This is a genomic window from Rothia sp. HMSC069C01 (assembly GCF_001814655.1).
GTDB lineage: Bacteria > Actinomycetota > Actinomycetes > Actinomycetales > Micrococcaceae > Rothia > Rothia dentocariosa.
In genome coordinates this window covers 157,477-170,925 of sequence record NZ_KV817381.1, presented here as the reverse complement: position 1 = coordinate 170,925, position 13,449 = coordinate 157,477, and the positions used below count along the sequence as shown (strand labels likewise).

The 13,449-nt window shown below is 55.3% G+C and carries 10 protein-coding genes; 3 read left to right on the top strand and 7 right to left on the bottom strand.

Annotation, left to right across the window (positions count from 1 at the left end; all coding sequences use genetic code 11):
- Positions 1 to 16: 16 nt before the first annotated feature.
- The 4 genes from HMPREF2981_RS02815 to HMPREF2981_RS02800 all read right to left on the bottom strand — a co-directional run bounded on the left by HMPREF2981_RS02815 (position 17) and on the right by HMPREF2981_RS02800 (position 3,834).
- Positions 17 to 757, bottom strand: a complete 741-nt coding sequence (locus HMPREF2981_RS02815) for an acylneuraminate cytidylyltransferase family protein (RefSeq protein ID WP_070660646.1) — start codon at positions 755 to 757, stop codon at positions 17 to 19.
- Positions 757 to 1,845, bottom strand: a complete 1,089-nt coding sequence (locus HMPREF2981_RS02810) for an RNA-binding protein (protein ID WP_070660643.1) — start codon at positions 1,843 to 1,845, stop codon at positions 757 to 759. Before HMPREF2981_RS02810 ends, HMPREF2981_RS02815 begins: the two co-directional genes overlap by 1 nt.
- Positions 1,836 to 2,834 carry a CgeB family protein gene (locus tag HMPREF2981_RS02805; RefSeq protein ID WP_070660640.1) on the bottom strand — a complete coding sequence of 333 codons (999 nt, stop codon included), beginning with the start codon at positions 2,832 to 2,834 and terminating at the stop codon, positions 1,836 to 1,838. Before HMPREF2981_RS02805 ends, HMPREF2981_RS02810 begins: the two co-directional genes overlap by 10 nt.
- Positions 2,835 to 2,910: 76 nt before the next feature.
- A complete protein-coding gene (locus tag HMPREF2981_RS02800) occupies positions 2,911 to 3,834 on the bottom strand; it encodes a glycosyltransferase family 2 protein (protein ID WP_070660638.1) in 924 nt (307 codons plus the stop codon).
- A 236-nt stretch (positions 3,835 to 4,070) separates the two neighbouring features.
- Here HMPREF2981_RS02800 and HMPREF2981_RS02795 point away from each other — a divergent pair, with 236 nt between their 5' ends.
- The gene (locus tag HMPREF2981_RS02795; protein ID WP_246825226.1) at positions 4,071 to 5,051 is read left to right on the top strand and encodes an alpha-1,2-fucosyltransferase; all 981 of its coding nucleotides are present in this window, start codon (positions 4,071 to 4,073) and stop codon (positions 5,049 to 5,051) included.
- A 56-nt stretch (positions 5,052 to 5,107) separates the two neighbouring features.
- Positions 5,108 to 6,187, top strand: a complete 1,080-nt coding sequence (locus HMPREF2981_RS02790) for a glycosyltransferase family 2 protein (protein WP_070660636.1) — start codon at positions 5,108 to 5,110, stop codon at positions 6,185 to 6,187.
- Positions 6,188 to 6,272: 85 nt separating this feature from the next.
- On the opposite strand, the gene HMPREF2981_RS02785 is transcribed toward HMPREF2981_RS02790, so the two are convergent.
- Genes HMPREF2981_RS02785 through HMPREF2981_RS02775 form a run of 3 tightly spaced genes read right to left on the bottom strand, consistent with a single transcriptional unit; the run spans position 6,273 to position 10,219 of the window.
- Positions 6,273 to 8,090: an ABC transporter ATP-binding protein gene (locus tag HMPREF2981_RS02785; RefSeq protein ID WP_070660635.1), complete on the bottom strand. Its 1,818-nt coding sequence runs from the start codon at positions 8,088 to 8,090 to the stop codon at positions 6,273 to 6,275.
- A 6-nt stretch (positions 8,091 to 8,096) separates the two neighbouring features.
- Positions 8,097 to 9,224 (bottom strand): acyltransferase family protein, encoded by a 1,128-nt coding sequence (locus tag HMPREF2981_RS02780; RefSeq protein WP_083313842.1) that lies wholly within the window; start codon positions 9,222 to 9,224, stop codon positions 8,097 to 8,099.
- On the bottom strand, positions 9,221 to 10,219 hold the full coding sequence (locus tag HMPREF2981_RS02775; protein WP_070660630.1) for a glycosyltransferase family 2 protein: 999 nt from the start codon (positions 10,217 to 10,219) through the stop codon (positions 9,221 to 9,223). Before HMPREF2981_RS02775 ends, HMPREF2981_RS02780 begins: the two co-directional genes overlap by 4 nt.
- Before the next feature lie 343 nt (positions 10,220 to 10,562).
- Between HMPREF2981_RS02775 and HMPREF2981_RS02770 the strand changes: the two genes are divergently transcribed.
- The gene (locus HMPREF2981_RS02770) at positions 10,563 to 13,310 is read left to right on the top strand and encodes an arsenate reductase/protein-tyrosine-phosphatase family protein (protein ID WP_070660626.1); all 2,748 of its coding nucleotides are present in this window, start codon (positions 10,563 to 10,565) and stop codon (positions 13,308 to 13,310) included.
- Positions 13,311 to 13,449: the final 139 nt, after the last annotated feature.

Sequence of the window (13,449 nt, the reverse complement as noted above, 5' to 3'; positions counted from 1 at the left end):
CTTTTGACGCTGAGGCTTAGCTTCTTACGCCGGGTTGGCCCTCAAGAATCTGCTTGAGCTGATGCTCGGCGACCGCAAAATCAATAGGGGCATCAATATCGACACCCTCGACCTCATGAAGCGTGAAAAGATCAATAGTTCCTCCAGGATACCCCGCCAAACGGTTGTGGTGCTCGGTATACACGTGAGTTTTGGTGATATAGAGCGAACCGTTCTCCCGGTACCGGAAGGTCTCCTGTGTGAGTTCCTGGCGGCGCGGGCGCGCCATAATCTCGAACTCTGCGGTGGGCTCGGCATCCGGGTGCCACCGCCAAATAAACGGGCCAATCGGGATAACCCCAACCAATGAATCCTTGCCGTTCTCGGCAAATTGACGTACCGCACGGGCCAAGGTGCCGGGCAGACGTACCGGGCTGGTGGCCTGCAGCAGCATGACCGCATCCGGCGCCCAGCCCTCACCCGTGTAGAAGTCGATGGCGTGCTCGATCACCGGTTCGGTGGCTGTGGTATCTTCGGCAAGATGTGCGGGGCGCATGAACGGAACCTCGGCTCCGTAGTGGCGGGCGATAGCGGCGAGTTCTTGGTCTTCTGTTGAGACCGCAACCCGCACCTCGTGCTCCCCCGCCAGTTCGTCGCGGGCGGCGAGCGCCTGCAAAATAGTCCACGCCACCAGGGGTTTTCCTGCGATCTCGCGCAGGTTTTTACGCGGTATGCCTTTGGATCCGCCGCGCACGGGAATAACGCAGAGAACGCGCATTAGTATGCCTCCAGGTAGTCGATGATGAGCTGAGCGATAGTGTGGGCGGGCTCGACTGCGGGTTGTTCGGGCGCCAGCGTGGGGTCTTCACCCCAGCGGTTCATGCCGTAGCGTGCCCAGAATTCTTCGAGCCAAGCGGGCGGGTTCGGGTGGTACACCCACGCCGGAATACCGCGGATTGCGGCCTCAAGCACGCCGGTTGAAAAGACTGAGACCACCGGGTTCGGCACCTCGTTCAGGGGCGTGGAAGAGCGATCTATGGCTATGCCTTCTATCTCCCAGAGCGCGTGGGTGGCGCGGGAGAGTTTATCGGTTTCGCTCGGGTGCGGCCGGTAGATGCCGTCGTGACGTTTCAAAAAGCTGTGCGCGGCGCGGGCGAAGGATGCGCGCGGTAACTCCGCGCCGTGCATCTGCCCCAGAAACAGGATTTTGCCCAGGGATTTGGTGGTTTCGCCGTGCGTATTTTGGATAGCGCGGTAGAGCAGCTGTGAGCCGACGGTATGCGTCTGCACGTCGCGGCGTCCGGAAGCCCAAAATTGGGCGTCCTCGTCGCTGAAGGCGAGCAGAGTTGAACCGATGGGCAGCGGCGGGGCGTGCGGAACCAGCAGCCCGTGCTGTACTACCCAGTAGGCTATGCCGCGTTCGCGGGCGAATCGGTAGGCCGCGTGGCCGCGCGGCAGGTAGTGCCCTAAGGACAGCACGAGGCGCACGCCGGGTAGTTTTTCGGCGAGCTCATCGGCGCATATCGGGGTTGCGGCCCAGTCTTTGCGGCTATAGCGTGTGCTGGCGTATTGTCCGTTGAGATATTCTGAAGCCTCGCTTGGGCACCAGAGCGCGACCCCCACCCCTTCGAGGTGTTTGAGCGGTTCCAGCAGGGCGTTGCGGCTTGTGGGTGAGAACGAGTCGAGCACAATCAGTACCCGCGGTATTGCCCCGCGCGTATAGAGCATGCCGGAGACCATGTCCTGTTGGTCACCTCTGCGGGCGCGCACCATGTTCTGGGCGCGTCCTTTCACCCAGCGCAGGGTGTTTTGGCGCTGCTGCCAGGCATGCCAGGCTTCGAGATCGACGGGGTAGTTTAGGCCCATAGTTTCTCCAAAATTTTGACGCGATCATCGAAGGTGTGCTCGGCGAGGGTGCGTCGCTGCCCGGCCTCACGGATTGTATGCGCCCAGCGGGGTTCACGGAAGATACGGGCGCACAGGTCAATAAGTTCTTCGGTACTCTCGTAGACCAGTACTTCGCGTCCGGGTTCGTAGTAGCGCGCCACATCGGCCCGGTCGATCAGGTGAAGTGCGCCCACTCCGGGGGCTTCGAAGGTGCGCATCGTGAAGCCGTCTTGGTTATGGTGGATATTCAGGGTCGCCGGTGATGATGCCATGACCCCGTAGGCGGCGGATCGGTCGATATCGCGGTGCGCAGGAATTCCAGTGCCCTTGAATCTGCGGGTTCTAGCTATATCCCAGGGGTGGCGCGACCAGTCTCGCCCGTAGGCGCGCACGGGTATTCCCGCCTCGTGCAGGGCCCGCAGCGTATGCTCACGATTGGGGTAATTCGCCCCGACGAAACTGATGGCGTCTTCGGTAACCGGCGCGATCGCGCAGTGCGAATCGTAGGCGTTGGGCATATCCAAGACGGCGTACCCTAGGGAACGCAGGTATTCGGCATCCTGCGGGCTATAGCTTGCGAGCGCTCCGAGGCGCGGTAAATCTTCCAGGGTGTATGACATGCGACGCAGCTCGTCGTAGAGCCAGGTTCCGTAGCGAACCCCGGATTCTTCAAGTTTTTGCCACCAGGTATCCCCCAGCAGGTCGCCTTTGATGACGAGCACAATATCGGGGTGATACTCCTCAAACGCGGCGATAGCACGGGCGGTCGCCTGGGCTTCAGCGGATGCGGGCCGATATTTTTCGGGCAGTTCGTGCGCGAGTTTATTGCGGATACGGTCGGCAACTGTGCCGGGAGCATCGTAAATATGGGTGCGAACCTCGTATCCGGCAACGTTTAGCGAAGCCTCAATAGCCTTCCAATACCCGTGGAACGCTGGCGAAACCAGCAGAATCGTGGGGGCTCTCATCTCGTGTATCCTTTGTGGTTCTTCTCTGTCCTGTGGTCCTTCAAGCGGGAAAGTCAGGTTCGGCGCGGTTACCCAACTAGTTTTCGTGCCGCGTTCCCCGCCGGATCAGCTCTAGTTCGTGGTTCAGAATCTCGCGCGGGTTCACTCGGTGGTTTCGCAGGGACCGCATCAGGTTGAAACCGTAGTTGGCGTAGCTGGTGAGGGTTAGGGCGCGGCGCAGGTTCTTCTCGAAACCCCATTTTTCGGCGTAGATAAATCGTGCGGTGGTAAGCCATTGGCGGCGCCGGGCTGAGGGACTGGATGCGCCTCCTTCGTGGGTGACCGTTACCTCGGGCACTAGGATGCGCGGCACCCCAATCTCGGCAAGACGACGCTGAAAGTCTACTTCTTCGCTGTTCATGTAGAAGCGTTCGTCCATGCCTTGTACCCGTTCGTATACCGTGCGGGGCACCATCATGCAGGCACCCATAACCCAGTCTGTTTCGTGGGGCCTCAAGGCGGTGCAGGCACTTATATCGTGCCCTGCCCCGCGATGCCACAGGCGTGTAGGCTTGAAGCGTGCCAGGGGTGTGAACCATTCCCACGCGATATGCCCCACGGTGGGGAATTTGCGGGCTACCCACTGGTGTTTTCCGTCGTGACCGACTACTTGGGGGCTGGCGAGTGCCTGCGGATAGGCGGCGAGCGCCGTGAGCATTGAGCTGATGAAGTTTTCGCCGAGTTCAAGGTCGCTGTTGAGGATTATCAGCCAGTCTCCACGTGCGCGTGCAGCCCCGGAGTTTACGGCGCTGCCAAATCCACCGTTGCGCTCGCGGCGCACGATGCTCACGCCTTCGGTGTCAGGAAAGGGTATGGGTGAGCGGTCATCAGAAACGATAATCTCAAGATTTTCGGGGGTTATTCCCCGCTGCGCGCGCAGGCTGGCAATTAAATCCAGCACGGGAGCAGGTTCGCCATAAAAGGGAATAATGGCGGAGATAGTTTCTGCTGACGAAGTCACAAAAATGCTTTCTGTTGCGGTTTACATCTATGTTCCGGTCATCAAACATTGTCTGTAAACGTATGTGTTTATTCGTGAGGAAACTCTCGGCATACTGTACATAGTTGTTGCCGTCATATCCTCGTGAGTGAGTATTACTTTATAATTCTAATATAGTATCGACATATCAGGTGACTACACAGCGTATTTTGCCTCATAATAAAGGTATTGCGTGTGTAAATCCCAGGGAGTTATGTGTGAATCGTCGTTCTGAGTCTGAAGATAAAACCCGGTTAACAGAACTTGAGGGTATGCGCCCGCCGCATGTTGAAGCTTATTTTCGCGTGATGGGGTTTCTACGCCCCGGTATTGCACGGGTTTTGGATACGGTTCGCCACTCTCGCGAGAAAGTGTATATTGCGCCTCCTTTTTCTCGCGGCGGTAATTGGCTTTATCTGTTGGCGGCCGTTGATGCTGACCGTCGCGCCGATGCCGGGGATTTTTCATATATGCTCGATACTGCCGGTTTAGAACCTTGGCTTACAGAATTTCCCGCTTTGCAGGAACTCATGATGGATCCAAAAGATTTTAAGTTTTTACACCGGCGTTATTCTGGTCTTGATACCAATGTAGAAGATAGTTTTGCTCCCGGGTCTCTTGAAATTTTTGCCCGTGAACGATTACTTTCTTCTGAGCATTTTAAGCAGCGCATTCTTACAGTAGGCAATATTGTAGGAAACAATACGGTGGTGCTCAGTATTCGGCGCGGTGATTATTATTCTGTTCCCGCAATTCGGCAGCGTTACGGTATTGATACCGTAGCCTATGTACGTGAAGCCCTGGATCAGGTTCTTAAGCGCATGAGCCCCAGTAATTTCGTGGTCACGAGTGATGATCCGCAGTGGTGCCGCGAAAACCTGAGTTTTCTCGAAGATATTGCCCCGGTGCTCTACGATAAGACCGGCGAGGGTATGTTCGCGGATTTAGCGGTTCTTGCGAAGGCGCGCTGGCTTATTCTTACGAACACCACGTTCGGGTACTGGGGTGCTTATATGGCGCAGGCTGATCACCCTGCTGAAGTGTACGTACCGAATGCCCACGAGTACGATGCGAAAACCCGCCAGCCTATCGTGGTGCCCGGAACTGTGCGTCCTCATCCGCATTTCTCCCGCTGGCATGCGGTTAAGCCGCCGCATGGGGGAACCTGGCTTCTGCCTGAAGAAGGCGATATCGCGTAAAACCCTGTACTTCACTCTTTCACAACTCACTCATACTCAAGCACGGAAGATAACCCATGAACATCAAATTTCTCGCGCCGTTTAAATTTTCGCAGCGAATCGTATCTAACTCCCGTAGTTTTTTCTCTGGACGCCTTGAAAACTCGCGCTTTAAGCCCAGTTTTATAGACCCGACGGTTCGCGGGCTTCGCACTGGAAAACATCGGCTTTTTCTGGCGCAGCGCGATCTTCGTACCCGGCGTGAGGCGCGTGCCCTGCTGAACACAGGAGATTTCAAAAACCGTTATCGGGCGTTAGAGAAGACCTTCGAGCTCCCTCCCCTGCCCACGACCAAGGGCGTGTGGGCGGTCGCGATGGTCAAGAATGAGGCGGATGTGCTCGAACGTTCCCTGCGGCACCTGCATACCCAGGGAGTGGCGCGCATCCTGGTGGTCGATAACGGTTCAGATGACGGTACTTTTGAGCTTCTTCAACGGCTTAGCCGCGAGCTTCCGCTAAGTGTTGGGCGCGATCGGGAGCCCGCCTACTATCAGTCCGAGAAAATGACCTATCTGGCCCATCGGGCCCAGCGAGCCGGTGCCACCTGGGTGGTACCTTTCGATGCGGACGAGTTTTGGTTCGGCGTTGAGGGTATGCTTGCCGAAGTTCTGACCACCAGCAAAAATACCGTGGAAATCTCGCAGCTCTACAACCTGTTTCCTACGGCTTCGGGAGACTTGGTGCTCGATACAACCGCGCATTTTGACCCGAAGGTGTGCTTTAAATCCTGGCGGTCATCGGTCGTCACTATGGGCAATCATCGGGTGCTTCGACCTGGGGCACAGGGCACTAACAGGGTGATTATCTTACATTTGCCTTGGCGTTCGCGGCAGCAGCTGCAGCGCAAGCTCATGCAGGGGGCAAAGGCGCTTGAGCTCACCGATTTGCCGGAAGATTTGGGGTATCACTGGCGCAAAAATGGCGAGCTGAGCGAGAAACAGCTTGCCGATATTTGGTTGGATCTTATCGCAGGCAGACCCATTCCCGTAAATCTTGCGTGGCAGCCGCGCGGAAGCCTCTACCCCCTAGGCAGTGATATACCGCAGAATGCGCACAGCATTAAACCGTTCCTTGAAGCCCGGTCAGAGACCGTCTAGAACCAGCATCCGCATAGATTGTGCCCGCCTCCCCAAGATTGGGAGGCGGGCACAATCTTAATGTTTTTCAGCTCGATTCGCCCGACTATTCGGGAAGCTGCCCTAAACGCACCAGATTGGCGAACTCTTCGTTCTGCTGCTGAACCTGTGTGAAAGTACCCCGCGCAGCGATTTCACCCTGCGAAAGGTAAATCAGCTGATCCACATTGCGCACCGTCGAGAGACGATGCGCCACGATAATCACGGTAATATTCCGCGAGATACGCTCGATCGCCTGGGTAATCTTATGCTCGGTCTCGTTATCCAGGGCGCTGGTGGCCTCGTCCATTATGAGCACGCTGGGGTTGCGGTAGAGCGCGCGGGCAATGCCTAGACGCTGGCGCTGACCGCCCGAGAGCCGAACCGCATTGTGCCCGATCATCGTCATCAGCCCGTTCTCCAGGGAATCCACAACCTCGGTAAGCTCAGCGACAGCCAAGCATTCACGCACCCGCGCCTCATCAATCTCATGAGGTTCAAGCCCGAAGGCAACCGCCTCCAGCACCGTAGAATCGGCGATGAAGACATCTTGAGGCACATACCCAATACGCTGAAACCATGCGGGTAGATCCTGCTCGATCGGCACTCCATTGCACAACACACGCCCCTGTTCGGTACTGAAAAGCCCCAAAATCAAATCAACCAAGGTGGTCTTTCCCGAACCCGAGCCGCCCACGAAGGCGATCGACGTACCCATAGGAATCTGCAGGTTAATGTTCTTAAGCACCGGCTGATCGCCGTCGGGGTAGGTAAAGGAAAGGTTCTCCACCGTAATAGTGATGGGCTCAATCTCACGGTTTACATACTCTGCCTGAGCATCAGCGGCGGGAGCATGCGGAAGATCGAGCTTCATCCCCTGTTCATCAAGCATCCCAATTTCGCGGACAAGCTCATCACTGGGTTTCTCACCGGCACGAATATTGCCCAGGGAGGCCACAATGCGCGTGTAGTTCGGCAGAATACGGATGCAGGCACCAGCGAATAGGAGCAGATAGGGTGCACTGTCGGCGCCCTGAGTCATGCTCATGATCGCTAGAAGTGCAGCGATTCCGAGAATAAAAATAATTTCAAGGGTATACTTTGGAAGTTCTTGAAGGAAAACGTTCCGCATATTCGCATTTACCGAGTCCATGCGCTTGCTCTGGTATCGGTGTAGGTACCGTTCGGTCACACCGTGCATACGAATCTCGCGGAACCCAATCACAGCATCAAGCGCCGCGTTCATAGAGCCGCGCGTAGCTTCCAGGATAATCTCGCCCTGCTCCGTATTTTTCCTCCGCAAAACGTATTGAAGCACAAAGGCAGTCACACCAAAATAGGCGAATGCGAAAAGCGCAGGAAGCGGCATAAGAACCAGCAGCATCACCATGAGCACCACGATAGAGAGCAAATCCCCAATAAAGCTCATGACGCCATTCACGAAAGCGCTGTATGCCTGCCCAACAATATCAGTAACCGAGTTCAGCACCGCCGCTGTACCGCGCTTACGGTGAACCAGATAAGGCTCACGCATATAGCGGTTAAGCAGATTCACCGAAGTCGCGCTCTGCTGAGTAGCGATAAAACCTAGGCTCCAGCGTTTAATAACCAGCGAAAGTACGCCCTTAAAGACAAAGGCAAGAACCAGCGCAACACCAAAAATCACGATAAGCTGTGTGCGATTGGGATTACCAAAAAGATCAGCGACGGACTGCAAATACCCGGTAATAGGGGCGCCCATCGCCAGGTTAACGATAGGAAGAATAGCCGCCACACCCAGCATCTCGAAAAGAGACACCACGAAAAGCCCCAGAATATTGAGGATTAAAATATAAAATTTTCGGCCGGGGAAGAAGATTCTGAGTTTACGATAAATATTTTTCATCAAACCTCACAGGGTACGGGTGGAAGCCTTGAGAATCATAATACGTGCGGGACGTTCGATCGCATGATGCGCAATAATCGCTGCAAGTATAGAAATCACCAAGATTATGAGCATCATCAAAATTCCCCGTGCATCCACGCGAATCATATCGCGACCTAAAGAGGTCTTGATGAATCGGAAAATAACAATTTCATGGACCAGATAGAAGGCAAAACTCACCTCACCGAAATACACGAGAGAGCGGCGTATCCAATTCCCCGGCACCGGCTCACCAACCTGATGATGCGATTGCGCGCGCTGTATATCGTGAAGCGCAAACATCCCAATCAGCAAGAACCATACCGGGTCAAGCACAAACCCGTTGATAGTCTGCGGCAAACTAACTTTAGAAACACCAGAAATCCCGGCTAAAGCAAGTGCTGTTACCGCACACAGTTGCCAGGTACGTATCCGTGGCATCGCTAAATCGCCGTCACGAACTTTAAGCGCCAGCAGCCCTAAGAGCATGCCTAAGGCGAACTCACCCGAACGAAGCAACGGGTTAGCGTACACCACAACATCGGCGTAATTAGAGGTAAGTGCTATAGCGCTCGCCACCGCCGCCGTCAGCAGGAACCAACCCGCCAAAACGGTATATCCCGCCTTCGGGGAGCGGTGGCTGAGCCACCCCAACACGAGCGGAGTACAGGCATAGAAAAAAGCCTCGCAGCCTAAAGACCAGCTCACCCCATTGACCGAAAAAATATAGTCCCAATTCGGCACCCAGGTGTGGAGCAGAACCAGGTTGCTTAATGTAGCACCTGCAGATGGGGCTTCCTGAGTCAGGACGAGAATTGCCAAGGCAAGTGCAAAAAAGAAAAGGTGCAGCGGGTATACACGCGCAAATCGGCGCAGGTAGAATTTCTTGGCTCCGTCGGCGGGCTTATACGACCAGGTCAGCACAAAGCCCGAAAGCACGAAGAACAATGCGACTCCTACATATCCCACGGATGCGCTAGGAACCACATGCGCCCACCTCGTATGGTAGAAAAAGACGAATAGCGCAGCCGGACCCCGCAAAATTGTCAGGCTATCCAGCATAACGTACCTAGTACTGGGTACTCCTGCCATAACGGGTGCAGATTCTTTACTCATGATGAGCCCCCAGCATTACCTGAGGCATCAGAAGAGAATTTGTTCAAGGAACCGTCTTCGTTCCAGCTTTTCCACCGCAAAAATTTTCCGCGCGCCATAGGACCTTCAGCTTTGAACTGGATGCGATCATCCGGCAGACCGTGAGAGATATTGGTCCATACCTCTTGAATCTCGCTATCGCTGAGCTTACTGCCAGCAAGCCAATGCGGAGTAACCACTGTGGCGTCTCGGCCTGTGCTCACAGCACTAGCGGCCCCTTGCCGAACTTTTCGCGTAATCTGAGCAGCCCCCCGATACTGCACATGCACGATCTCAAAGGAACGTTCATGAGCGCCTAAACGGCATACTTCGTGGTTACCACGTACCACAACAGCAAAAGGATGGGCACGAAAGGCCACCTTCCCGGGGAAGGAATCTGCCGTATCCATCACAAGTTCCGTGTTGATAACATCACTCGGGTTCTCCGTGACAGGTACCGAATGATGGAATCCGGCATAAATTACCGAGCTTTGGCAGGTCTGTAAAAATTTTGCGAGCGTATCTGAAGGCGCATACCAAAATTCGTCTGCATCGAAAGGAATAACCCATCGTGCACCGTATCGCCAGGCCAGATGCGCTAACCACGTCATTTTCTCGGATTGTACATACGGAATGTAATTATCTTCAGCATAGATAATTCTAGAGTCGTGAGTTGATCTTTCACGAATATATTCCCGGGTACCATCATGCGAAAGATTATCCGCAATAAGCAGCCGATGTACTCCCTGTTGAAACATATGGTCAATAACAGAAGGCAAAATATCTATTTCATCTTTAACCATCGCAATACCCCATACTTCTGTACGGGGGCCTCGATAGTGTATAGATGGCGTGTTAAAAATGCGGATACCACGAATTGCGGCGTATTGATCTCGCCATTGTTGAGGGGTTTTACGAGCTTTGAGTGAATAGCTTAGCTGCCCCAGTTCAGTCCGCAGTGCGGTGAGGAATTTCATGAATTGTGCTTTCGTGAAACGGCAGGCGCCGATAAAAATACACGTAAAATACGTATGTAGATTTTAGCATGCAGATCAGGATTATTTTCAGACTATGCATATTTCTACTTAATCTTTGCGGCGTATAAGACGTATTATGATACATAGTTTTTTCGCGAAAATTTATCCGCATAAACACCACCGTCGTGTACTCTGCTCGTGCCTAACACAACATCGAGATACACGCTAGGAACCCTCCAAAGACTGACAAATTGTGTTCTACAGGTAAAATAATAGGTGAGTAGCCCTGCCCTGGAGGCAATGCAATGCGCTTCTGGAGCGTCCGAGACTCTGAAAGGTATCCATGGGAATTTTTAATATTCAGTCCCTCAGGGACAAATATCTGTCTGACTCTGGTGTACCTGCCGGGCAGGATAACCGTGAGTCCCCCTCCGCCGATACCGCTTCCGGACGCCGCCGAGCAGGGGGATCCTCAAGGTCTTCCCTTCAGGACGGGGTCGCACGTTTGAGCGCGCGACACGACCTGCCCCAACGTTCCGCACGCAGCACCTCCCGTAGGTCACAGGACCTTCCACAGGAGGTACGCTCACTCGCAGCCCAAAAGAGGAAAGCGCGAGAGGACGAATCCCGTTCCCAGGGCTTGCATCACACTGGGCCGGTAACATCCAGCATTAACATACGCGCGGCACGCGATATTGCGGTCGCCGAAGCAGAAGAACGGCGTGCTGCAGAACGTGCTGCAGCTGAAAAACAGGCCGCAGAGAGGCGGGCGCAGCAGGCAGCTGATGCTCGCCGCCGTGCCGCAAGCATACTTTCTTCCGCCACGGGGGCACAGCGTTCCGTGGGCGGCAACCGTAAAAATTCTCAGGCGGCACCACAGACGCAGTCAAGCCCGATGGTTCGGAAAACCAGGTCGATTAACATCGGCGAATTCCACGGCAAGATTTCAAAGCGTAAAAAGAAGCCAGATCAGCAGATTACCAAGCCGACGACGAACAGCGCAGAGCTGGATCAAACGGTTCTCATGGATACCAACGATGTGCAGGCTGCGGCACAGCGTTACGCCAAACAGCATAAATCTCAGCAGCAGACTCCTCGCGTGGAAAATACTGCTGCGCGCACGAATTCTCCGCGCCCGAAGACCGCGCGGATACCCATAACCCAGCGTTCCACCGCGTCTCGTTCACAAGCACCCGGTGCAGCTGCGGCGCAGAACAAGCGCCCCAAGTCTGGCACAGCGCCGCAGAGGTCAGCTCAGGCGCGCACCGCATCCGCAAAAACAACCGGCGCAAAAAAGGTACGCCCCAAGAATTCGATTGCCAAGAACCCTGCGGCTCGGAATGCTGCCTTGAAGAATACGGTGCGCACCAACCTTGCGCGTCAAGCAAATGAGCAAATGGCGCAGCGCCAGCAGAGTCCTTCATCGGCGCAGCAGAACCAGAGCCAGCACACCCAGCAGCGCGCCCAGGCACATCAACCGCAGCGAAGGACCCACCAACAGCCAAGGCCCGCTGAAGTAGCTTCGCGTTCCTCGGTGCAGTCTAAGCCGGTTCAGTCGCATCTTGCGCAGTCCGACCCTGGCTACTCCCCCGCCAAAATTGTTGCCGCAGCGCAGGCTCGCGCACGTCAAGATGCTCAGACTCATAAAAAGCCTGAAACTCCCCAGCAACAGACTCAACAACGGAGCACGGCAACGGCATCTACAGCAGCAACCCATAACCCGTGGAACAGCATTCCCACACCCCAGAAAAAGTCTGCTGCCGCTAATCCGTGGAATAGCATTCCGGCAACATCCAAGCAGACCCCGGAGGATATTCCAACGAGGCAAAAGCAGAGCGAACCCTCTATCAGCGAGAAACTTGCGAACAAGCCCGAGTTCGCGGGCTTCGATATGGAGAAGCTTCTGCAGCCCGGGTATAAGCCGCAGACCCGTAAAGAGGCAATCGCTATTCGCCGCGCACAGGAAGAACTGAATCTTAACAGTGGAGAAAATCAGCGCTCTCAGACAGAGGACACGCAGCGCCAGGAAGATGAAGCGGCCCGGCGCGAACGTGAACGCGCGGAAGTTCACCGTCAACGTCTAGAGGCTCGCCGTCGCCGAGAAGAACAGGCTCAGCGCACGCGCGCTGAAGAATCCAATGCCGGGCAGCAGAACGAGCAGACTCAGTCTGAACGAGAGCAGCGCGAGCAGAATCAGGCTCAGCTGGTGCGAAAACTTGCTCAGCGTGATAATGCTCGTCCCACGTCTAACGAGAACACCCGCACAGAGCCCTCGCGGCCCGCTCACCAGACCTTGAAGGTGCGTGATGGCGTAAACAACACGCTCTCTACTTCCGCCCAGGATGCGCAGGATACGGATACGCAGGGTGGTACCCAGCCAGCAGCTCAGTCGACGGGTTTCCGTTCGGCTCCTGCTCAGGCATCTGTGCATCCGACAGCTTCCGTGCGTCCCGTAAAACGCGCAGCATCCCATGCTTCTCCGTTTAAGCTCGCGCCGGGCGAAGTTCGCTCGGGCGTGGTGCGCAGGCGCAGGCTCGCTCCCAGGCTCCAGGGGCCTATGGAAGCAGTCTTCGTGTGCACAGGGAACGTAGCACGCAGTGCGGCGGCAGAGATTATCGCAAGCCAGCTCTCCGAAGAATACGGTCTGACCGACGACTGGATTTTCACCAGCGCCGGAACTTCGGCACTTTCGGGCTCGCGCGTATACCGTCATGTGGGTAAACAGCTTGACGAGCGCGGCTACGATATTTCCGGGTACCGCGCCAAGCAGCTCACCGAAGACATGGTGGAACGCGCTACCCTGATCCTGGTGGCGGAGGCGGAACACGCCGATTGGATTATCCGCGAATGGCCACAGTACCACCACAAGGTTCATCTCATCAAGCAGGTAGCTAATCTGAAGCAAGAAATCGGTTCCGAGGCAGAACCGATCTCATACCTGTACAGCCATAATCAAGCACCGCGCTCAAGCGATAACATTGGTGATCCGTACCGTCAGGGTAAAGAGGCGGCACGCATCGCGGTCGATGAGATTGAAAACTCGCTCTTCGAGATTCTGCCGTGGCTCTCGCAGGCACAGGTGCAGAGCTAAAACAGCAGATTATGAGGGGTTATAGCCTCTAAGTAGTTAATATCCCCGTCTGAGCGCTAGCGTTCTCAGACGGGGGTATTTTTCTCGGTCCAATAACATCACCCCGCGCCGAACTGTCGAAGCTCGGCCACGGGGTGAA

Coding starts and splice junctions, on each gene's coding strand:
- HMPREF2981_RS02810 (WP_070660643.1), bottom strand. CDS start 1,845: ATGGGCCTAAACTACCCCGTCGATCTCGAAGCCTGGCATGCCTGGCAG.
- HMPREF2981_RS02780 (WP_083313842.1), bottom strand. CDS start 9,224: ATGAGTAAAGAATCTGCACCCGTTATGGCAGGAGTACCCAGTACTAGG.
- HMPREF2981_RS02775 (WP_070660630.1), bottom strand. CDS start 10,219: ATGAAATTCCTCACCGCACTGCGGACTGAACTGGGGCAGCTAAGCTAT.
- HMPREF2981_RS02785 (WP_070660635.1), bottom strand. CDS start 8,090: ATGAAAAATATTTATCGTAAACTCAGAATCTTCTTCCCCGGCCGAAAA.
- HMPREF2981_RS02815 (WP_070660646.1), bottom strand. CDS start 757: ATGCGCGTTCTCTGCGTTATTCCCGTGCGCGGCGGATCCAAAGGCATA.
- HMPREF2981_RS02770 (WP_070660626.1), top strand. CDS start 10,563: ATGGGAATTTTTAATATTCAGTCCCTCAGGGACAAATATCTGTCTGAC.
- HMPREF2981_RS02790 (WP_070660636.1), top strand. CDS start 5,108: ATGAACATCAAATTTCTCGCGCCGTTTAAATTTTCGCAGCGAATCGTA.
- HMPREF2981_RS02805 (WP_070660640.1), bottom strand. CDS start 2,834: ATGAGAGCCCCCACGATTCTGCTGGTTTCGCCAGCGTTCCACGGGTAT.